General features: G+C 38.4%; 20 protein-coding genes. 9 read left to right on the top strand and 11 right to left on the bottom strand.

Translation table 11 applies throughout. The annotated features are described in order from the left end of the window. Positions 1–92 precede the first annotated feature (92 nt). The 4 genes from uxuA (at position 93) to CLW00_RS00270 (ending at position 5,797) form a co-directional block, all read left to right on the top strand. Positions 93–1,271 (top strand): mannonate dehydratase, encoded by a 1,179-nt coding sequence (uxuA, locus tag CLW00_RS00285; protein ID WP_106131657.1) that lies wholly within the window; start codon positions 93–95, stop codon positions 1,269–1,271. A 150-nt stretch (positions 1,272–1,421) separates the two neighbouring features. Beyond that, positions 1,422–2,525 carry a glycoside hydrolase family 43 protein gene (locus CLW00_RS00280; protein WP_106131656.1) on the top strand — a complete coding sequence of 368 codons (1,104 nt, stop codon included), beginning with the start codon at positions 1,422–1,424 and terminating at the stop codon, positions 2,523–2,525. Positions 2,526–2,626: 101 nt separating this feature from the next. Continuing rightward, positions 2,627–3,652, top strand: coding sequence for a LacI family DNA-binding transcriptional regulator (locus CLW00_RS00275; RefSeq protein ID WP_106131655.1), 1,026 nt, complete (start codon positions 2,627–2,629; stop codon positions 3,650–3,652). 27 nt (positions 3,653–3,679) lie between these two features. After that, positions 3,680–5,797, top strand: a complete 2,118-nt coding sequence (locus tag CLW00_RS00270) for an alpha-glucuronidase family glycosyl hydrolase (protein WP_106131654.1) — start codon at positions 3,680–3,682, stop codon at positions 5,795–5,797. 36 nt (positions 5,798–5,833) lie between these two features. On the opposite strand, the gene CLW00_RS00265 is transcribed toward CLW00_RS00270, so the two are convergent. Together CLW00_RS00265 and CLW00_RS00260 are read right to left on the bottom strand one after the other, a co-directional pair. Further along, positions 5,834–6,544 carry a LytR/AlgR family response regulator transcription factor gene (locus tag CLW00_RS00265; RefSeq protein WP_106131653.1) on the bottom strand — a complete coding sequence of 237 codons (711 nt, stop codon included), beginning with the start codon at positions 6,542–6,544 and terminating at the stop codon, positions 5,834–5,836. Beyond that, the gene (locus tag CLW00_RS00260; protein ID WP_106131652.1) at positions 6,534–7,610 is read right to left on the bottom strand and encodes a sensor histidine kinase; all 1,077 of its coding nucleotides are present in this window, start codon (positions 7,608–7,610) and stop codon (positions 6,534–6,536) included. The genes CLW00_RS00265 and CLW00_RS00260 overlap by 11 nt, the downstream gene beginning before the upstream one ends. Before the next feature lie 356 nt (positions 7,611–7,966). On the opposite strand from CLW00_RS00260, the gene CLW00_RS00255 reads away from it, so the two are divergent. Beyond that, positions 7,967–8,839, top strand: coding sequence for an alpha/beta fold hydrolase (locus tag CLW00_RS00255; RefSeq protein ID WP_106131651.1), 873 nt, complete (start codon positions 7,967–7,969; stop codon positions 8,837–8,839). 239 nt (positions 8,840–9,078) lie between these two features. Here CLW00_RS00255 and CLW00_RS00250 read toward each other — a convergent pair whose 3' ends face one another. The 3 genes from CLW00_RS00250 to CLW00_RS00240 form a co-directional block, all read right to left on the bottom strand. After that, positions 9,079–11,091, bottom strand: a complete 2,013-nt coding sequence (locus tag CLW00_RS00250) for an alpha amylase C-terminal domain-containing protein (RefSeq protein ID WP_106131650.1) — start codon at positions 11,089–11,091, stop codon at positions 9,079–9,081. Positions 11,092–11,198: 107 nt separating this feature from the next. Further along, the gene (locus tag CLW00_RS00245; protein WP_342747892.1) at positions 11,199–11,453 is read right to left on the bottom strand and encodes a hypothetical protein; all 255 of its coding nucleotides are present in this window, start codon (positions 11,451–11,453) and stop codon (positions 11,199–11,201) included. A 38-nt stretch (positions 11,454–11,491) separates the two neighbouring features. Beyond that, positions 11,492–12,541, bottom strand: coding sequence for a LacI family DNA-binding transcriptional regulator (locus CLW00_RS00240; RefSeq protein WP_106132184.1), 1,050 nt, complete (start codon positions 12,539–12,541; stop codon positions 11,492–11,494). Between the two features lie 256 nt (positions 12,542–12,797). Between CLW00_RS00240 and CLW00_RS00235 the strand changes: the two genes are divergently transcribed. From CLW00_RS00235 to CLW00_RS00225, 3 genes are read left to right on the top strand one after another with little or no spacing between them, the layout of a single operon-like run. After that, the gene (locus CLW00_RS00235; RefSeq protein ID WP_106131649.1) at positions 12,798–14,387 is read left to right on the top strand and encodes a sodium:solute symporter; all 1,590 of its coding nucleotides are present in this window, start codon (positions 12,798–12,800) and stop codon (positions 14,385–14,387) included. Next, positions 14,372–15,544: a glycoside hydrolase 100 family protein gene (locus tag CLW00_RS00230; RefSeq protein ID WP_106131648.1), complete on the top strand. Its 1,173-nt coding sequence runs from the start codon at positions 14,372–14,374 to the stop codon at positions 15,542–15,544. The genes CLW00_RS00235 and CLW00_RS00230 overlap by 16 nt, the downstream gene beginning before the upstream one ends. Before the next feature lies 1 nt (position 15,545). Continuing rightward, the gene (locus CLW00_RS00225; RefSeq protein WP_106131647.1) at positions 15,546–16,463 is read left to right on the top strand and encodes a carbohydrate kinase family protein; all 918 of its coding nucleotides are present in this window, start codon (positions 15,546–15,548) and stop codon (positions 16,461–16,463) included. A 12-nt stretch (positions 16,464–16,475) separates the two neighbouring features. Here CLW00_RS00225 and CLW00_RS00220 read toward each other — a convergent pair whose 3' ends face one another. From CLW00_RS00220 to CLW00_RS00195, 6 genes are all read right to left on the bottom strand, one after another. After that, complete coding sequence (locus tag CLW00_RS00220; protein ID WP_245917130.1) at positions 16,476–18,155, bottom strand: OmpA family protein; 1,680 nt, start codon at positions 18,153–18,155, stop codon at positions 16,476–16,478. A gap of 18 nt (positions 18,156–18,173) precedes the next feature. After that, a complete protein-coding gene (locus CLW00_RS00215) occupies positions 18,174–19,145 on the bottom strand; it encodes a deoxyhypusine synthase family protein (protein ID WP_106131645.1) in 972 nt (323 codons plus the stop codon). Positions 19,146–19,254: 109 nt separating this feature from the next. After that, on the bottom strand, positions 19,255–19,857 hold the full coding sequence (locus tag CLW00_RS00210; RefSeq protein WP_106132183.1) for an OmpH/Skp family outer membrane protein: 603 nt from the start codon (positions 19,855–19,857) through the stop codon (positions 19,255–19,257). 89 nt (positions 19,858–19,946) lie between these two features. Beyond that, entirely contained in the window at positions 19,947–20,195 is a 249-nt protein-coding gene (locus CLW00_RS00205; protein WP_106131644.1) for a hypothetical protein, read from the bottom strand. Positions 20,196–20,214: 19 nt separating this feature from the next. Next, entirely contained in the window at positions 20,215–21,117 is a 903-nt protein-coding gene (locus tag CLW00_RS00200; protein WP_106131643.1) for a histone deacetylase family protein, read from the bottom strand. Positions 21,118–21,189: 72 nt separating this feature from the next. Then, positions 21,190–21,759, bottom strand: a complete 570-nt coding sequence (locus CLW00_RS00195; protein WP_106131642.1) for a hypothetical protein — start codon at positions 21,757–21,759, stop codon at positions 21,190–21,192. A 126-nt stretch (positions 21,760–21,885) separates the two neighbouring features. Here CLW00_RS00195 and CLW00_RS00190 point away from each other — a divergent pair, with 126 nt between their 5' ends. Further along, complete coding sequence (locus CLW00_RS00190) at positions 21,886–22,317, top strand: AlbA family DNA-binding domain-containing protein (protein ID WP_106131641.1); 432 nt, start codon at positions 21,886–21,888, stop codon at positions 22,315–22,317. Positions 22,318–22,319 lie beyond the last annotated feature (2 nt).

Raw genomic sequence — 22,319 nt, 5'->3', positions numbered from 1 at the left:
TAGATTCTTCTGGTATGAAAGCGGATATACATATTTAAAATTTAGCATGTACAGATTATCAAATTTTACATAGAGAAATTAATTCAATAAATATGGCTTATAAAATGATCCAAACCATGCGCTGGTATGGTCCAAATGATCCTGTAAGTTTACAGGATATCCTTCAGTCAGGAGCAACAGGAATAGTGTCTGCTTTGCATCAGGTTCCCAATGGAGAAGTTTGGTCTGTGGAAGATATTAAGGAGAGAAAAAGTATAATTGAAGCTGCAGGACTGACTTGGGAGGTAGTTGAATCTGTACCAGTTCACGAAAAAATCAAAACCCGAACGGGAGATTTTACTAATTTGATTGAAAACTACAAACAGACCATCCGAAATCTTGCTTCAGAGGGCATATTCAGAGTCTGCTACAACTTCATGCCCATTTTAGATTGGACGAGAACAGAACTAGCTCATCCCCTACCCAATGGTTCACGAGCTTTACTTTTTGTAAAAAAAGAAGTCACTGCATTTGATCTTTTTATTCTGAAAAGAGAAGGGGCTGAAAACGACTATTCTCCGGAAGAAATAGAAAAAGCGAAGGAATTTTATGACAATGCTTCAGATGAGGATTTGAAAAGGGTTCAAGATAATATTCTAAAAGGACTTCCCGGTTCTGAGGAAGGATATACTTTGGAACAATTCCAGAATGCATTGAACACCTATTCGCAAATTGACAGAAAAGTATTGGAAGACAATCTTCGTTTGTTTTTGGATGAAATCATCCCCGTTGCACAGGAAAATGGAGTATTCTTGGCCATTCACCCCGATGATCCACCTTTTGATGTGTTTGGGTTACCAAGGGTAGTCTCTACTGCTGAGGATATGAAAAGGATTGTAAGGGATAATCCAAGCAGACATAACGGTTTTACATTTTGCACTGGTTCGTATGGGGTCAGAGAAGACAATGACTTGGTATCAATGGTAAGAGAATATGGGAAGTATATTCATTTCATACATTTACGTTCTACCAGACGCGATCAGGAGGGCAACTTTTATGAAGACAATCATTTGGATGGAAATGTCACTATGGAAGCTGTCATTGCGGAGATTTTGAAAGTACAAAAACAAAGAAAAATAAGCATTCCTATGCGTCCTGACCATGGTCATCAGATGTTGGATGACATTCTGAAACCCATCATCAACCCGGGATATACAGCCATTGGCAGATTAAAAGGACTTGCCGAGATCCGCGGAGTCGAATCAGCTTTGATATGGGCTGGAGTGGTTTAAAAAAAACCGTGATGGGAATCCCATCACGGTTTTTTTTATGTTTAATCTAAATTCGGATATACAGTATTTAAATCATGCATTTTAATTTTGAAACCGATTTCAATTTTTCTAATTTAGATTTCTCAAAATAAAGTAATTAAACTTAAACCTATGAGCCTTAAATCTATTACCAAAGGAGTACTTATAGCAAGTGCTCCTTTTTGGTTATTTTCATGTAGCCAACCTTCAGAAAATCAAGAAGAGCAACAAACCCAAACTGATGAAGATGGGAAGTATCTTTCTAAACCCCTAATTTCCCACGTTTTCACAGCTGATCCTTCTGCCCATGTGTTCAATGGCAAGATCTACATTTACCCATCTCATGATGTAGAATCAGAAATCAAGCAGGATGACTCAGGAGCACATTTCAACATGAGGGATTACCATGTTTTCTCCATGGAATCTATCGATGCTGAACCCGTAGATCATGGGGTGATTTTAGATGTGGATGATGTGCCTTGGGCTAAAAGGCAAATGTGGGCACCCGATGCCGCAGAAAAAGATGGTAAGTATTATTTCTACTTTCCAGCCAAAGACTATGATGATATTTTCAGGATCGGTGTGGCGGTAGCAGATAGTCCTGAGGGACCTTTCAAAGCAGAAGCTGAACCTATCAAAGGAAGTTACAGCATGGATCCAGCCGTATTCAAAGATGGTGATGACTACTACATGTATTTTGGCGGTATATGGGGCGGCCAACTTCAAAAATGGAGGACTGGAAAATATGTTTCTACAGGTGACAGACCTTATGATGATGAGCCAGCTGATGATGAACCTGCAATTGCGCCTGTGGTAGCCAAGATGAGTGATGACATGTTACAATTTGCCGAAGAACCAAAGCAAATCATGATAACAGATGCAGATGGTGAACCTATCAAAGCCGGCGATCACGACCGTAGATTCTTTGAAGCAGCATGGGTCCACAAATACAATGACAATTACTACTTCTCCTATTCTACAGGAGACACCCATAACATTGCTTATGCTATCGGAGACAATCCTTATGGCCCTTTTATTTATCAAGGTGTCATCCTCGAACCAGTTGAAGGATGGACCAATCACCATTCTATAGTCGAAGTAGATGGAAAATGGTACATCTTTTACCATGATATTGAAATCTCCGGTGAAACACATTTGAGGAATGTCAAAATGGCTGAACTTACACATAATGCAGACGGCACAATTCAGACAATCAAACCACTGAAAGAGAATTAAACCTCAAACCGCTATCTATTGAATCAAAAAAACCGATCCCTTTTGAAAGAGGTCGGTTTTTTTTGAGATTGTACATTTACCCTTTTATCTTCTTTCAAGCTATGGACAAAGAAGTCACTATATATGACATTGCCAAAGACCTTGGCGTGTCGCCCACCACAGTCAGCAGGGCATTGAACAACAATCCTGCTGTGAATGTAAAAACCAAAAATAAAATATATCAAGCTGCATTGGCAATGGGGTATCAGACCAATGTTTTTGCTTCAAATCTTAGAAGTAAAAGGACAAATAATATTGGTGTGATAGTACCCCGCCTCAACAGTTCCTTTCAGTCTTCAGTGATAGCAGGAATGGAAAAAATAGCAAATGTAGCTGGTTTCAACTTAATTATTTCTCAATCACTAGAGTCCAAAGACAAAGAAATTGCCAATGCACTTACAATGTTTAACAGCCGTGTGGATGGCTTAATAGTCTCTTTGGCCAGTAATACAGAGAGTTTGGATCACTATGCACCATTTTTCAAGAAAAATATTCCCATAATATTTTATGACAGGATAGGAGATTTTGAAGAAGTCTTTGGTGTCACTATTGACAATATGAAAGCCGCCTATGAAGCCACAAGTCATCTCATTAGGCAGGGCTGTCAAAGAATTGTACATGTCTTGGGGAGTCTCAAAGTGAATGTCTACAACGAAAGGTTGAGCGGGTATCAAAAAGCCTTTTCGGATCATGGGCTTCCTTATGAAGATAACCTGATTTTTCATTCGGATCTAAATGAAGAAGCTGGTTATGAAATTGTCCAGAAAATAAAAGACATAAAACCCAAAGTTGATGGGCTGTTTGTGTCAAATGATGCATGTGCTGCCAGCTGTATCAAGCATCTCAAATTGGAAGGGTATAAAATTCCAAAAGACATTGCTGTGGTTGGTTTCAACAATGATGTAATATCGAGATTGGTGGAGCCGAATATTACTACTATCAATTATCCTGGATATGAAATGGGAGAAATTGCCATGAATAACCTTGTCAATCATTTGAATAGAAAATCTGACAGTGTACTTGAACGCAAAAATAGAATTACGCTTCCTTCGGAACTCATCATTAGAGAATCCTCTAAAAAGAATTAAACCTATCTGCAATAAACCTAGAACCTAATGAAAAATTTAACATCCTTAATTGTAGCATTCCTGCTTTTTCCATTGATGCTTACTGCCAATGATGGATACAAACTTTGGCTTCAATATTATCCCATAGAAAGTGCCCAAAATTGGCAAAAAAATGTCCTCTCTAAAGTCAATATATATGGTGAAGGAGAGACTATAAAAATTATCAAAAACGAGCTAGAATTAGCTTCTAGTGGGTTTTTTAATACTAGTCCAAGATACACTGACTTAAGTTCAAGTCTTATCATTGGACTTAAAAATGAAATTCCTTCCAATTTGGCAACAAGGGTTGCCGATGGACTTGGAGAAGAGGGATACCATATTTTTTCCTCTGAAGGACAGATAATTGTCAGCGCCAATAGCAGCAAAGGACTGCTTTACGGAACGTTCAGATTACTTCAGCAAGTACAGATGCAGGAAGCTATTGATGAGGAAGGCATTGTAGAAATCCCTCAAGTCAAGCATCGTATACTCAACCACTGGGACAACCTAAACAGAACTGTAGAAAGAGGGTATTCAGGGTTTAGCATTTGGAACTGGCACAGGCTGCCAAGGCATATTGATCAGCAATATATAGACTATGCCAGGGCCAACGCCTCGATAGGCATCAACGGAACTTCAATTACAAATGTAAATGCAAATGCCTTGGTGCTTACCCCCTACTACCTTGAAAAAGCAGCTGCTTTGGCAGATGCCTTTAGGCCATACGGTATCAAAGTTTACCTTACTGCACGTTTTTCATCACCCATGGAAATAGGAGGACTTGAAACAGCTGACCCTGTAAATCCGGAGGTGCAACAATGGTGGAAAGAGAAAGCCGAAGAAATATATGAGTACATCCCTGACTTTGGGGGATTCGTGGTAAAGGCAGATTCAGAAGGCCAGCCAGGGCCACATAATTATGGGAGAACACAGGCTGAAGGTGCAAATATGTTAGCAGATGCTCTTCAGCCATTTGGAGGCATTGTGATGTGGAGGGCATTTGTATACAGTGAACACACTCCTGATGATAGGCATAAGCAAGCATTTAATGAATTTGTGCCCTTAGATGGTACGTTCAGAGATAATGTCATTGTACAGGTAAAAAATGGTGCCATTGATTTTCAACCAAGAGAACCCTTTCATCCATTATTTGGAGCTATGCCTAAAACACCCTTGATGATGGAGTTTCAGATTACTCAAGAATACCTAGGGCATGATACACACCTTGCGTTTTTGGCTCCAATGTATGAGGAAGTGCTTAAAGAGGATACTTTTGTAAATGGGAAAGGCTCCGAAGTAGCTAAAGTTATTGATGGAAGTTTGCACGATTACCCCATCACTGGAATGGCCGGTGTAGCAAATATAGGAACAGACAGAAACTGGACAGGACACCACTTTCACCAGGCGAATTGGTATGCCTTTGGTAAGCTTGCGTGGAATCCTTGGGAAAAGTCAGAGAAAATCGCTGATGATTGGATCAAGCTAACCTATTCGACAGATCCTGATTTTGTAGCACCGATCAAAAAGATGATGCTTCAATCCCATGAAATGGTTGTCAATTATATGACACCTTTAGGCATACACCATATTATGGCCAGAAGTCACCATTACGGGCCTGGACCCTGGGTCACTGGGGGTGGTAGGGCCGATTGGACGTCTACTTATTACCATAATGCCAGTGAACAAGGAATGGGGTTTGACAGAACTGCAAATGGTAGTAATGCCTTGGAACAGTATGCGCAAGAATTGCAAGAAAATTGGGGCAACTTAGAAACTGTACCTGAAAAATTCCTCCTTTGGTTCCATCATCTTCCTTGGGATTATAAAATGAAGTCAGGAAATATTTTATGGGATGAAATTGCTTTTCATTACCAAAAGGGAGTTGAAGAAGCCCGAGAAAATATCAATACTTGGAATAACCTATCAGCGTATGTAGATCGGTATCGCTACGAGCATGTATTATCATTCCTTAAAATTCAGGCTGAAGAAGCAGAATGGTGGCGCGACGCAGTTTTGCTATATTTTGGTCAGTTTTCAAACTTACCACTTCCTGAAGGTGTAGAACCACCAAAGCATGATTTGGAATATTACATGAACATAGACCACAAATTTGTTCCTGGTATTTAAGGAAAAAAGGAAGGCCTTCAGCCTTCCTTTTTTTTATTACCTTCCAGTAAGTTCTTGGATGATTTCATTTCTCCGAGTCCTTGATAATGGGACTTTATTTTTCCCCATATCTATCTCATTTCCAATGATTCCAATCACTTTATTTTTAGCAATAATATAAGTCTTATGGATTCTCATAAATGAAGAAGAGGGCAAAACATCTTCAATACTTTTCATGGTCATTAAAGTGATCAGTCGCTCTTTTTCAGTATGGATTGCAATGTAATTTTCCATTCCTTCTACATAAAGAATATCTTTAAAGTCTACCCTCTTGAGGTTGTAATCAATTTTAATGTAGATATGGTCTTTATCATCATGTTGCTCTAAATTTTGCTTGGCCTTGTATTGGAGTTTACTTCGATCTATGACTTTATTGACGGCTTTCAAAAATCTATCAAAGGGATATGGCTTGACAAGGTAATCAACTACATCTAGGTCAAACCCTTGCAGGGCGTAGTTTGGATAAGCTGTTGTAAAAATAACCATGGGTGGATCCTGTAGAGATTTCAAAAAATCCAAACCGGTAATTTTCGGCATTTGAATATCCAGAAACATTAAATCCGGCTTTTCTTTTTTGATCAGAGCATTGGCTTCAAGAGCATTTTCACAGGTTCCAATTAGGTCTAGGCTTTCGATTTCTCGAATGAAGCTTTTGAGACCTTCTCTTGCCAAAGGTTCATCTTCCACCACAATGGTTTTAATTTTCATAACCTGAGATCTTTATTTTCAAATTTACAGTAAAATCACTTTCACCTTCTTTAATTTCCAACTTATACCTCTTTGGATAAATCAAATCTAACCTTCTTTTAATATTGGCAAGGCCAATACCGCCAATATAATCGCTTTGTGATATGCTTTCTTTTTCACAAGTATTATAAAAATCCGCTTCTAACCAGTCTCCAATTCGCCTGATAAATACCTTCACTATATTTGGTCTGTCTGAATAGCTTGAGATGTGCTTGAAGCAATTTTCTAAAAAAGGAATCAACATCAAAGGTGCAATTTGGAAGTCTTCCAACTCACCTTCAAAGTTCAGTTCAAGATTCAACCTGTCCCCTTTCCGTATTTTTTCCAATTCAATGTAGTTTTCCAGATACGCTAATTCCCTTTGAATATCAATCCTATCAACTGAAAACTCATACAATTGGGACCTTAAAAGGTTTGAAAGCTTAATTAACGTCTCAGAGGCTTTTTCAGGATCCATTCGAATAAGTACATAAATAGAATTGATGGTATTGAATAAAAAATGAGGATTAACCTGGGACTTAAGGTATTGCAGCTCAGTCTGAAGCTTTTCCTTTTCCATCTGTTCTGATTGGCGGATCAGTTTCCTATTATCCAAAAAGCTTTTTATAGCCAAAAGTATCCCTGAGGTAAAAATATTGGACAATGTGAAAATGACTAATACCTGAAAAAATGAAGCCTTGAAATACTCGCTTAGATTAAATGCCATGAGATAAACCAATACCCCGTACATCCAAAATGATGTAAGAATAGCTAGAATGATAAAACTGAGGATAAAGAGAATAGCATTCTTTGGTTTAAGAATTTTTGGTACCAATACATATTGGGATATATAATATATAGAGGCATGGGCTACAAGATAAATCCCTGTCACTTTGTAAAGCACAGAGATGTCCTCATAGACGTCGCTGTAAAAGTATACCCAAAAGAAAAAATAGATCAGCCAAAAAATAAGATGATGTATCTTAAAGGCAACTAATTTTTCTATTTGAGAATAGATACCTTTCCTAGTGGCATTGTCATCAATCATTGTTCTCTGATTTTTCTTTTTTCCCTGAAAATGCGCCGGCCAATCCTAAAGTCATGAAGACCATAGCTACTACCATTAGAGTCCAATATATCATGGTTTTTTTGTTTGATTGAATTCAAATTAACGGTAAGATATCATGTGTCAAACATTTATTGGCCAATCAATGCAAGATCTTGACGAAATGATGAAATCACAGGGCAAACTGTAATTGCGGAGCAGAACAGACAACTAAATCATTTTTTGTTATCAAAATTGCAAAAACCCATTGTTGGTCAAAAAGTAGCTGCTGATAGTCAATCATTTTTTTGTACTCGAAACGAATCAAACAAATTTGGCTTAAACAAAATCAAAATGATATGAAAACATTTCACTTAGTGCTCGCATTGCTTTTTGTAAGCTTTCAAACTGTTGACGCGCAACAAGACAATCAATTGATAGACATTGAAGTTATTGGTACAGGGCAAGCCATTATTTTGATACACGGAATGTCTTGTTCTGCTGAAGTATGGGACGATGTAGTTGCAAGGTATAAGAATGACTACGAACTCCATCTTGTCAGCATCAAAGGATTTGGAAACAATGAAAAGCTCGTGAGGGAGCATTACCTTCGATCCATAAAGGATGAACTGATCTCCTACACAAAGTCCAAAAAGCTCGAATCTCCCATAATCTTAGGCCATAGTATGGGTGGTTTCTTGGCTTTGTGGGCCGCAGCCGATGAGCCTGATCTTTTTGCTAAAATAGTTTCTGTGGATGGTGTCCCCTATTTCCCAGTACTTCAAATGCCTGGAATAACACCGGAAAATGCAGCACCAATAGTTGCACAGATGACTTCTTCTATGAAAAATATGTCTGATGAACAGATGCTTCAAAACCAAAAAATGATGGTAAGTACCATGATTGCAACAGAGGAAAAAAGAGGGAAAATTGTAGAAATGGGAATGAATAGTCACCCAGAGGTAGTCGGGCAGGCTTTTGGCGAAATGTACACGACTGATTTAAGAGCTGAAATGCAAAACATAAAAATTCCAGTGCTTGTGTTTGGCGCTTGGGCTGCCTACCAGAACTTTGGTGCAAGCAAAACCTCAGTAACAGCAGGTTATGAAGACCAGCTCAAAGATATTCCTCAGGCCAAACTCCTCGTAGCCGATAGCGCATATCACTTTGTCTTCTATGATGAGCCTGATTGGTTTTACGCTGAATTGGATACTTTTTTATCAGAAAATTAAACTAAACCTATAAAAATGATGAGAAAGCGGTTTTTCGTATGCTTTAAGGAAATTTAAGAAACCTAAAACCTTATCTGACGTTGTTTTAATTAGTTAGCATGCAATGGCGGAGATTGCCTCACTGCTCATAAGGAGAGTAAGGCTTTTCTCTTAAAATAGTTTAGTTTAGTTGATGAATGTCATTGTATCATATTTGGGTCCTTTCGGGGACCCATTTTTGTTTTTAAACATGCAGACCTTCAATTCATCTTTTTCAATACCATTGCCGTCCTATTTGGAAGATAAATTTTAATGGTTTTTTCTTCATCAGTAAAGAAGCTAGATGAATCTTCAATCCTTTCAAATCCACCAAACAACTTTTCATCCGAATTGAGTATTATCCTATACTCGCCATGATGAGGTACTTTGATTTCAAACCCAAAGAACGATTCAGAGATATTGAAACTGAAAACGAAGATTAGATCAGCTCTTTCAAATACAATGATTTTTTTCTCTGCCTCCAAAAATAGCTGATTGGCATGAGAAGCAGCACAAACTTTATATTTGTTCACCAAAGCTATCATCGCTATATCCCATTCATTGAGTTCGTGGTAACGAAGATGATCCGTATCCACCAATGACCATTGCCTTCTTGCGTATTGATAACTCCAATCATTTCCTTCCCTTGGAAAATCAACCCATTCTGGATGCCCAAATTCATTTCCTATGAAATTGAGATAACCTTCACCCCCAAGTGAAATGGTAATCAGGCGGATCATTTTATGCAGAGCCACTCCCCTGTCTACTACCAAGGAGTTTTGCAGTTTGGACATGCTAGAATACATTTCCTTGTCCATCAACCAAAAAGCTATTGATTTGTCCCCTACCAAGGCTTGGTCATGGGATTCGGCATAAGCTATGGTTCTCTCTTTTTTGGGTCTATTTGTTAATTCATGCCACATTTCAAACATATCCCAGTGTTCATCTGGTTTATGTTTGAGGGTTTTGATCCAAAAATCCGGAATTCCCATTCCCAATCTAAAGTCAAATCCTATTCCTCCATCTTGATGCCTTCTGCACAGTCCAGGTATCCCGCTGACTTCCTCTGCAATCGACAGGGCTTGACTCGAAAAGTCATGTATCAATTTATTGGCCAGCTGTAAATAGATAACTGCATCCCAATCTACTCCTTCACCAAAGTATTTCTTAGGATCATCAAATGTGACATGACCATGATGCAAATACAAAATAGATGTCACCCCATCCCAACGAAATCCATCAAAATGAAACTCTTCCATCCAATACCTGATATTGGACAACAAGAAGTGTTTGACCTCCTTTTTACCGTAATCAAAAAGCTTAGAATCCCAACCTTCATGATATCCACGCTCTCCGGGGTGAAAGTACTGATGGTCAGTCCCGTCAAACTCGTTAAGGCCTTCATTGACATTCTTAACGGCATGACTATGAACGAGGTCCATGATAACCGAAATCCCCAAAATGTGGGCTTTGTTAATCAAGTATTTCAATTCTTCCGGCGTCCCAAATCTAGAGGTAGGAGAAAAGAAATTAGAAACATGATAGCCAAAAGAACCATAGTAAGGATGTTCCATGATTGCCATCAATTGAATGGTATTGTATCCCGCTTTTTTTATTCTTGGAAGGATGTTTTCAGCAAACTCCATATAGGTACCTACTCCCTCTTTTTCCTGAGCCATACCAATATGACATTCATAGATCAAAGGCTGTTGGTTATTCTCTCTGGGATCAAAGTTGTAATCTGTCCATACGAACTGTTTTTCAGGTGCCCACAATTGCCCTGCAAAATCATGGGAGGCCTCATCCTGCACCACCCTTCGCATATAAGCGGGTATCCGGTCCAATGCACCATTTTTAGCCTCAACATGAACTTTGAACTTGGATCCATGAACAATCCTATTTTTGAACTCATCATAAGGCAGGAAAATCTCCCAATCTCCCCGATGATTTTTTTTCAAGGGATGAGAATACCTATCCCAAGAATTGAAATCACCCATCAAGAATAGATTGTATGCTGCAGGCGCCCATTCTCTGTACACCCATCCATTCCGAAAACTGTCAAAATTGATCCCATAGTATTCATGTGCCCTTGCAAACTCAAGGATACTACCATACTCATTTTCAATGCCTTTTAAAGCATCACGGTACCTCTGATATCTCTGGAATACATCTTCGGCAAAGTCAGTGAGCCAATTTTCTTCTTTGATAAGGGGAAGGATATTTTTTTGTTCCACAAAAAGTCATCTGTTGATTTAACCTAAATATAGAAATAAAACTGGAGTAGCCCGCAAAATGACGGCAGTGAATTAACTACTAAAGATGAATGATTTAATTCTTGCGCCTAAGCCACAATAAAATAAAGCATGAAAGAGGCGCAGGTATAACCCATCAAAAAAGAAAAGAAAATGGGCGTAGATAGTGATACCTTAAGGTATTCAGGCACGTTTTTGTGGTGATTGAAATGGGAAATTTTCTTTAGGTATTTTTCAGGAAAAATGGACAAAAATGCAAGTCCGTAACAAGTAGTGAGAAGCAATAAAGAGAATAGTGTTTCCATACCGTTTTTTGTCTGCTGCAAAGGTAAAAACTCCAGCATAATTTTATAAGAAATATTACAAAATCTTTACTGAAACATTACCCAATTGTTAAGGGTTTTTCAATTTTATTTGCGGTGGATTCTCTGATTATCAAATTGGTTTTCAATTCTATCACCTCCTGATTATCCAGTTCATTGTTTTTGATCAATTCAATCAGTTTCAACGTAGCTATTTCTCCCATCTCATACCCATGCTGATCTACTGAACTCAAACCTGGACTCACTATTTCCGCCAATTTCCAATTTGAAAAACCAATCACGCCTATTTGATGCGGTACAGCTATTTTTTCCTCTTTCAAATATTTCAAAACTCCAAAAGCCACCAAATCAGTGATACAAAAAATGGCATCTGGGGGATTATCACCGCTCAATAATTCCTTACAGAAATTATAACCCTCTTCTTCATTGATTGCCATGCAATCCTTAATCCAGTTTTCGGAGGTTTCCATATTGTGGTCAATCAAAGCTTGCTGATATCCTCTCGCCCTTTCATTAGAGTTTTTGACCTCCCTGCGTCCACGAAGGTGAGCAATTTTTTTGTAGCCTTGCTCAATAAGATGTTTGACAGCTTGATAAGCTCCTTCAAAATCATCAACAATCACTTTGGGGGATTGTATATGATCAGTGATTTTATCGAACTGAACGACAGGCTTTCCTTCCTCTATAAAATTAGTCAAATGCGCTGCCTCTAAAGTTTCATTCGAAATAGAAATGAGCAAACCATCCACACTGCTGGCAAGCATCGTCCTGCAAGCAACTGTTTCATCAGACAATATATCATTGGATTGGCTTACAAGAATATTATAGCCGTGTTTTTTGGCTGTATCTATGGCTCCGCTGATGACTGTAGAAAAAAAATGATGGACCAATTCTGGAACAATCAATCCAAGGTTATAAGTACGGCTTTTTCGAAAATTGACAGCTAGAATATTAGGTACATAATGGTGCTTTTCAGCAAAAGCTTTCACAGTTTTAATAGTATCATCAGCTATATCTGGATGTTCCTTTAAAGCCCTAGATGCTGTTGAAATGGAAATACCCAATTCTCTTGCAATATCTTTGAGTGTAATTTTCTTCTTTTCAGTCATTGTAGGTGTATAAATTATTCTAATATTAAGTTTAAAAAGGCGCTTTTCCAATACACCTTTTTGCAATTATGTTTAAATATTATTTAGAATCCTTTCAAATAAGCTTCCTGCAATGGTTTGCGCAATCGATTGAAAAATTTTTTCTGTTGTAGCTTGAAATTTTAATAATTTAATTCATCATGCGTTTTCTAAAATTTATTGAAATCAACAGGTAATAAAACTTGTATGTATTGATGACTTATACTTTCCAACATTTATGAACCTAGAACTTATTGGTTACCTCGACCTGATAATCATAATTGTCTATTTGATCGGAATGATTTTTTATGGTCTTTACCATGCCAAGAGAGAAAACTCTGAGGATTATTTCTTGGCAGGACGAAGTATGACATGGCCCATCGTAGGGATTTCTCTTTTTGCTGCCAATATTTCCAGCACCACCTTAATAGGACTGGCCGGAGATGCTTACAGCACAGGGATATCTGTGTACAACTATGAGTGGATGGCAGCAGTTATTTTGGTGTTTTTCAGTATATTTTTCTTGCCCTTTTACCTAAGGTCAGGAGTGTATACTATGCCCGAATTTTTAGAAAGGAGATATGATCGTAGAAGCCGTTATTATTTTTCTTTCATCACATTGATTGGAAATGTATTGATAGAAACAGCTGCAGGTCTCTATGCCGGTAGTCTGATACTAAAACTTGTATTCCCTGATATCAGTATGACGGTCATCATTCTGATATTGGCAGCTGCAGCGGCTGCATATACTATTCCTGGTGGTCTGTCTTCAGTGGTGCATACCGAAGTGGTTCAGGCAATTTTATTGCTGGCAGGTTCCTTGATCCTGACTTATATTACTTTCCAGGAAGTCGGCGGTTGGGATAATGTCATGGCTGCAACACCACCTGAAATGGTCAGTCTGATACGCCCAATAGATGATCCTTCCGTGCCATGGACAGGTTTGATTTTCGGTGTTCCTCTTCTAGGGTTTTATTTTTGGGCCAACAATCAATTTATGGTACAACGTGTACTCACTGCCAAGGACCTGAATCATGGCAGGTGGGGAGCTTTATTTGCCGGATTACTTAAGTTACCTGTTCTTTTCTTTATGGTATTACCCGGTACAATGGCACGAGTGATTTTTCCGGACCTGGAAAATGCAGATACAGTATTTCCGCAATTGGTGTTCAACTTATTGCCTGTTGGATTGATAGGCTTATTGATGGCGGGACTTCTTGCGGCTATGTCTTCAAGTATAAGTGCCACACTAAATTCTGCAAGTACTTTGATTACCATGGATTTTGTCAAGAATTTAAGACCTGGATTGAGCAGCAAGCAACTGGTAAGAGTTGGACAATTTGCGACGGTGATTTTGGTATTGCTTGCTGCAGCTTGGACACCTCAGATAGAAAAATTTGATTCTCTGTTCAAATACCTTCAAATGGTAGTCGGACTGATAGCACCTCCTGTAGTTGTGGTGTTTATACTTGGGATGTTTTGGAAAAGAGGAAATGCAGATGGTGCTTTTTACAGTCTCATCACTGGGTTTGTAATAGCTGTTATTCTCATATTCGTAAATGTAACTATGCCAGATGCAGTAATTTCGCAATGGCACTTTTTACATACAGCTCCCCTTTTGTTTCTATTTTGTGCAATTGTATATGTCGCAGTTAGCTTATCAGGCAGTCTTCCACCAGCTGAAAAAATCGAGGATTATACCTGGAAAAATAAGATATACACCGATGAGACAGCTTCTTTGGCAGCACTTCCTTGGTACAAAAACTTCCGTATCCTTTCAGTTTTCTTACTCATCTTGACATTTATAATAGTATGGATATTCAGGTAGCCAACGAAAAAGCCCTCAACTTGATGCGAAAAGCCTCTCATAGGTCAGGTTTTCTTGCTTCTGCACTGCCAAAGGACAATTATCAAAGGGTTTGGGCAAGGGATGGTGTAATTACAGGAATTGCAGCGCTGTCAAGTCGGGAAGAAGACTTAATTTATACCTTTCAACAGACCCTGATTACTTTAGGAAACCATATCAGTCCACAAGGTCACATTCCTTCCAATGTGGATGTGATGTCAAGTCAGGTAAGCTATGGAGGGCTTGCAGGAAGGGCGGATACAGGAACTTGGTGGTTGATAGGACTTTGTCTATACGTCAAGTATACGGGGGAAAAACACATTTTGAGCCGGTTTGAAGGAGAAATTGAAAATATACTTAACCTATATCAGGCATGGGAATATAACAATAGGGGGCTTATATATGTGCCGCTGGCGGGTGATTGGGCTGATGAATACATCCTTCATGGCTATGTCCTGTATGACCAAGTATTGAGATATGCTGCACTTAGACTATGTGGTCAATTGATGGATAGACCTTCTTGGATTGAAAAATCTGAGGCCATCAAACTATCAATATCACAGAACTATCTCCTTCACAAGGATTGGAAAAATGCGGGAATACATATTGAAGCCAAAAAGAAACTGTTGGCAGAAAAGGGACCCCTACCCTATTTAATGGCTTCCTTTCACCCTGCAGGCTATCAGGCATACTTTGATTTTCTAGGTAATGCCTTGGCAATGATATTTAAAATTCATCCCGAACCGGAAAACTGCCTCAATTGGGCAACTGAAAAAGTTGGCGTGCTTGCTCCAGCATTCCATCCTACCATTCAGAAAAACGACAAAGACTTCTACTTATTGGAACAAAATTTCAGGTTTGAATTCAGAAACAAACCAGATGAATTTCATAATGGCGGAATTTGGCCAATGGTCAATGGCTTTTGGGGTTTGGCAACTTATATGCATAAAGGGAAAACTGAGGCTGAAGTCATCAGCCAAAATATTGCAGAATTGAATAAACATAATGATTGGGAGTTTAACGAATGCTTCAATGGTAAGACCCATCTTCCTTGTGGTGTTCCGCAGTGTACATGGAGTGCAGCAGGTCAGGTATTATTGACCAACACTATTCAAAAAGGATTTTATTTATTGGATTGAGATGCAAAGAGATATCGACATCATAGTAGTTGGAGAGTTATTGGTAGACCTTATCGGTCATGAATTGAGGGATGAAATTTTCAGAACACATTCTTTCAGGAGGTTCCAAGGTGGCAGTCCTGCAAATCTTGGCGCCAATCTAAGACGACTAGGCAAACAGGTACATGTCATTGCCAGTGTAGGAAAAGATGGAATGGGAGAATATTTGATTCATGAACTTGAAAAACTAGGTCTTGACACCAGCGGTATTAAAGAAAGAGAAGAATTTCCAACTTCCTTGGTTCTGTTGTCTAGGTCTCATGGAACACCTGATTTTATCGCATATAGAGAAGCTGATCATTATATATTTTCGGCGGACATTGAAAACGACACCCTTGAAAGGGCAAAACTTTTCCATACCACCTGTTTTGCTTTAAGTAGACAACCCTCACAACATGCCATCATGGATGGAGCGAGAAGAGCTTCAAGTCTTGGAGTACAATTGAGCATCGATCTTAATTATGCGCCTTCTATTTGGCCTGACAATATGGAAGCCAGACATGTCATTCAAAGCTATTGTGAATTGTCACCATTTGTAAAAGTCAGCCAGGATGATTGTGAACGTATTTTTCAAAGAAAGATAGACAATGAAGAAGCTTGTTCCAGATTCCTTGATTGGGGAGCAAAACTAGTTTGCCTTACATTAGGAAAGCACGGCAGTATGCTATGGACCGACAAAGGTGAAAGGATTTCAGTACCCGCTTCCGAGGTAAAAGTAATGGGTGATGCTACCGGTGCAGGAGATGCATACTGGTCAGGATTTTTGAATGCCTGGTTGGATAACAAAAATTGGAAGAACTGTGTCAAAACAGCTTCAAAAATGGCAGCACTTAAACTTTCAATTGATGGACCACTTCCTGAAAAAGTGATTTTAGAATGATAGAAGGCCTTATCAACCTTCTATCGTAAGCTCTACTCTTCTATTGAGATTTCTTCCTTCATCTGTACTATTGTCGGCAATAGGTTTTGTTCCTCCCCATCCTGATATCCGTATTCTTTCAAATTGAATCCCGTTCAAAGTCAAGTACCCCCTTATTTTTGAAGCTCTTTTTAATGATAGATCTTTATTCAATACAGGGTCTCCAGCACTATCAGTATGTCCTTCAAGCCTGACTTTGACCTCTTTATTTTCTTGCAAGAAAACCACCAATTGATCCAAAACCTGTATGGATTTGGAATCTGCGAAATCTGAGGTCCCCCTGTTGAATTGGATATTATCCAAAATAATTTTTGCTCCCACTGTTGCAGGCTGCAAAATCAGTTCATTATTAGGTAAAGCACTCCATTGACTTTTAGTCAGGTCTTTGGGAAGAAATCCTTTAGAAGAAACAAAAACCGCGGTCCATTCTTCAGCATCTAAAGATTCAAGAAGCATTTCTTGGGTATCCATTTTCTTTCTTTCTCCTCTGACATTGACAAGAAATAGGCTATGTTCGATTTCTTCACGATCAGCAGCACTGATTACCTTTATTTTTTCGAATGTTGATGAAGTTACTTCAGCATCACCTTCATCATCGGTATTTTGGACAATCACTTCTTCCACAGCCTGAATACTATCATTCGGACTTAAAGTTGCTAAATCCTCTTCTTGTTCTAATGTTTCAGTCAGCATTTCATCCACTTGGGCAAGCTCGGACAATGCTGTCTGCTCTTCTTTAATCATGTCATCAGGTGCCGCTTCTGTCAGTTCTGCAGAAGGAATAATCTTATCAAACCTGACGGTCATCAAATCTCCAAAACCTTCTGAATTTTGTGTACTTGAAAAAACTGCGGAAGAATCAGCTGAAGAAAAAGGGACATAACCCATTTCAGTTCCTGGGCTGTTTACATATTTTATCGCTTTGGGATCGCTCCATGAAGTCCAGGTTTCATCAAGTCTTTCAGCAAAGAAAATATCTTTACCTCTTCCCTTGCCACCTCTATTGGCAGAAAAATATAAAATTCTTTGATCGGAGGATAAGTACGGGGTCTGTTCCTGTCCATAAGAATTGATCACCTCGCCAAGATTCAATGGACTTGTCCAGCTGTTTTCAGATTGTTTAAAACTTACATAGATGTCTTCATTTCCAAAGCTTCCAAAAGAATTGATAGACATGATGATAGTCATGCCATCCTCAGACAACCTGCCTCCAAACTGTTTTGAGTTGTTTTTGAAGTTTGAAATATCAAGTGGTCTAAGGTAATTATAGTCACTGCCGAACTTAGAATATTGGTGTATGCCTTGTGAACGTTCTACTCCCTCGTGATAAACCAAAATGCTGATAGGGTCAGGGAATCCTACAACCACATCATTACCGGCAGTAGACAAGGAAGCGACCCTTTCGGGTTTAGCCCAATTTCCATTCTTATCTTTTTTACTTCTCCATATATCACCAAAATCGCTGGAACCACCTTTATTATCGGGATGGAATCCTACTGAAAAATATAGGTCACCATCGGGAGATACTACCGGATGATGTTCATCATACGGTGAGTTTATTCCTTTTAGTGTATTTACCATCTGAGCCTGTAAAGGCAAGAAAACAGAAAAAGCAAGCAGGAATAACCCACTTGCTTTCAATATTTTAGACATATTTAGTTTAATCATTTTTTATTGATCCAATACTATGGCAAATACCAAAGGAGCCACAATAGTTGCGTCTGATTCGATGATGTATTTTGGCGTATCAATACCTAATTTACCCCAAGTGATTTTTTCATTTGGTACGGCTCCTGAGTAAGACCCATATGAGGTTGTGGAATCAGAAATCTGGCAGAAATAACCCCAAAGTGGAACGCTGTCTCTCTGAAGATCCTGATGCAACATTGGTACAACACAGATAGGAAAATCACCAGCGATACCCCCTCCGATTTGGAAGAAGCCCACTGTACTCTCCTCTGTGGCATTTTTGGTATACCAATCTGCTAAGAAAATCATATACTCAATACCACTCCTTACAGTATGCACATTCTTGATGTCACCGGATATTACGTGACCTGCATACATATTTCCTAACGTTGAATCTTCCCAACCTGGTACGATTATAGGTAGATTTTTCTTTGCAGCTTCAAGCAACCAAGAATTTTTAGGGTCTATTTGAAAAGACTCATCTAATTTGCCAGAAAGAAGAATTTTGTAGAAAAACTCATGTGGAAAAAAAGCTTCACCAGCTTTATCAGCCTTCACCCACTCTTCAAGAATGATATCCTCTATTCTTCTCATGGCTTCCATTTCAGGAATACAGGTGTCCGTAACCCTATTCATGTGCCTATTTAGCAAGTCTTGTTCTTGATCAGGAGAGAGATCTCGATAGTTGGGAATTCTTTCATAATAATCATGAGCAACCAAGTTGAAAACATCCTCTTCCAAATTGGCTCCTGTGCAAGTAATAATTTGCACTTTGTCTTGGCGGATCATTTCTGCCAGAGAAATTCCCAGTTCGGCAGTTGACATGGCACCTGCCAAGGTGATCATCATTTTGCCGTTGTTATCTAAATGGGCTTTGTATCCTTCTGCAGCATCAATAAGAGCCGCTGCATTAAAATGTCTGTAGTTATGTTTTAAAAATTCAGTGATTTTCATTGATATGAATTTAGTTTTTAGAGTATCAAAAGTACCAATTTATCTTACACGAAAAAAGCCCCGCATAAACAGGGCTTCTTATCAATATAAAATGTATTGATGTATTTTATTATTTCGGATCTTTTTTGGAAGCGTGATTTTTGTTAATCCCTTCGATTACATGATCCGTTACATCTAATGATTTTTTGCTGTACCAAACAGCTCCACCTCTTGTGTAAGAAAGAATCATTTCAAGGTCATTTTCCTCAGCATAGACTTTCAGGTAATCCGCAATCAGGTCATATACTTCTCCATACAACTTAGATTCATCTGCAGAAAGCTCTTGCATCAAGTTATCTCTGTAAGTCATGAGATTCCTTTCTTTTTTCATCAAATCTTCTTGCTTCGCTCTAGCCTGATTTGGGGTCATAGAATTTGCAGTCTGCTCAAAATTAGCTACTTCCTGCTCGAATCCTCTTGCTCTGCTGCCCAATTCGCTCTCGAATTTTTTACCTTTTTCAGTAATCTCTTCTGATTTTTCTTTGAAAAAATCAAACTTGGCAATCACTGAGTCTGTCATGACATAAGCGATTTTTAAGTCGGTAATGCTGACTTCTGAACTTTCGGCTGCATCTGAGGAAGATGAGTCTGAAGTAGTTCCTGATTGGTTACATGAGGAGAAGGCAATGGCTGCAATGCCAAATACACCTAAAACTTTAACTAATTTTTTCACAATGTTTGTCTTAAATTTCAACTTGGCGCAAATATAAACAAAGTATTCTATCTTCAAATTAGGACAGGAAAGGCAAATGTTAAATTCCGTTAAGAGTTATTGTTTCTGCTTTTGGAAATCTCTATTAAGACCTTGTAAACCACTGCCTGCCCAAATACTGAGAGTCCTGCAAAAAAAACTGAAAGTGAAACAGTACCATAAACAAACCATTCCAAAAAATCTGCTTTTTGCATTTTTGTTGCTACTGCATCACCAAATAGACTTAGTCCAAATCCCATCAACAACAGTCCTATTGTGGCAAATAATAACCATTTCAATTTAATGTTTTTCCCTTTCATAAGTAGAAGTATTTGAGGTTTAGAAGAATATTTCCTGGGCCAGCCTAAAGGTATTTGAATGTGCTTCAATGATGTGGCTGATTTTTTCAGAATAACCTCCCCCCATGCAACACATTATAGGAATTTCATTTTTAGCAGCACATTCTAAAACGACTTTATCCCTTTCTTTACAACCCTGAAGACTAAGCCCCAAACGGCCCAATTTGTCTGTAGCCAGCACATCAACGCCACTTTGGTAGAGTATAAAATCGGGCTCTACTTGGTCTATCAGTGGTAGAAAATGATCGTTCAGTAATTTTAAGTAGGCAGAATCTTCAATTTTATCCGGCAGTCCAATATCTAAATCGGACTGTTCTTTATGCATAGGATAATTGGACGCACCATGCATGCTAAAAGTAAACACCCTATTATCATTTTGAAATATCTCAGCTGTACCATTTCCTTGATGAACATCAAGATCTACTACCAAAATTTTCTTCGATAGGTTATTATCCAAAAGGTAGTTGGCCGTAATGGCAATGTCATTGAGTAGACAAAATCCCTCCCCTCTATCCGTAAATGCATGGTGGGTGCCACCTGCTACATTCATTGCTATTCCATATTCCAAGGCATACAAGGCCGACTGAACAGAGCCATGCATGATATGTACTTCCCTGTCCACCAAGGCTTCGCTCAAAGGAAAACCGGTTTTTCTAATTTCAGACTTGGAAAGTTGTTGACTTTTCAGCTTTTGGACATAATCCAGTTTATGTGTATTGACAATCCACTTATCTTCAAGAGATTCCGGACTAAAGAAGTTACTGTCTGTGACTGTTCCTTCATAGAGTAACTGCTCAGGAATAAGGTTATACTTTTCCATTGGAAATCTATGCCCTTCGGGCAAAGGATGGCAATATTTGGGTGACCAGGCAATCTTTAACATAGTAGCTATAAAAAAACGCTTGTCAAGGTAACAAGCGTTCTGGTTATTTGTTGATTAAAAGGCTTTAAAAATCTATTCGTCCATATCTTCTTCTTCCTCCTCTGACTGGAAAGCATACAAGGTATCGTCCAAAGTTAAAGTATCTTCGTTGAACTCTTTGACAAATTTCGTAATCACACTGTCGTCGATGAATTCTACGTTCAAAGCAGCGTCAAGGCCTATACCAAAATCATGGTGCGTATCAAGGTCTACAAACTCTTGCACTTTGACAGCTTCGTCTTCTTCCATGTCCATTATGATTTCAGTGATAAACCATCCAATCTCTTCCTCTTCACTGCTTAGTGGCTTCAGGTTACCATTTTCGTCTTCTTCGTAATGGATACCTTTAAAGTTGGGGAATTTTTTGGCAGCTTTATGCTCAGCCAATTCATACAGTTCGGATGCATGATGGAGCCTTAGCGTATATAATGCTGCATCATATATGACCTCCTTGCCCTCAAACATGCCAATAAAATAAAAATTGGCATACTCTTCAGAGTTTTCATCATCTGGTACAATTTTATAAGATTTTTGGTTTGCTGCCAGCTCTTTTTTCAATTCATCAATTACTTCTGGCATAAAACCTTCATTTTTATATTTCATAAGAAAAATTTAGGGTTTACAAAAGACAACATACAACACAATCGTTTAATATAAAAACAGTTTTTAAACAATTCTTAACATTGCTTCTTTGAATAATTAATTTACAAGTATCTAGCTTAAAAAAAAATGTTACATCCAAAAAAAGATGAAGAATTCGTTGTAGCTCTTTTGCAAAGGGAAGAAGGTGAAACCCTTGATTTTAAGCAAAGTATAACCAACATAGAAAAAATTGCAAAAACCATTACTGCTTTTGCCAATACTGCAGGAGGTCAAATAGTAATAGGGATTTCGGATAACAAACAGGTCTTAGGCATTGATGAATATGAAGAAATGTACATGATAGACAAAGCAGCAAATGAACTCTGCCAACCTCCTGTTACCATTGAATATGAATTATTTACCTACCAAGAGTTTAGTGACAAAGATATTGATCCAGAGGAAAAGAATATACTTATTGTGAACATAAAGAAATCAAGCAAGCTGCATTATTTAAAAAACAATAACGGTCAACTTTTGCTTTATAGAAGAGTCAAGGATAAAACTCTTCCTCAAAATTAAAC

The sequence above is a fragment of the Mongoliibacter ruber genome, assembly GCF_003003005.1.
Classification (GTDB): domain Bacteria; phylum Bacteroidota; class Bacteroidia; order Cytophagales; family Cyclobacteriaceae; genus Mongoliibacter; species Mongoliibacter ruber.
The sequence above is the reverse complement of the archived record's forward strand: the minus strand, read 5'-3'. Positions and strand labels throughout refer to the sequence as shown.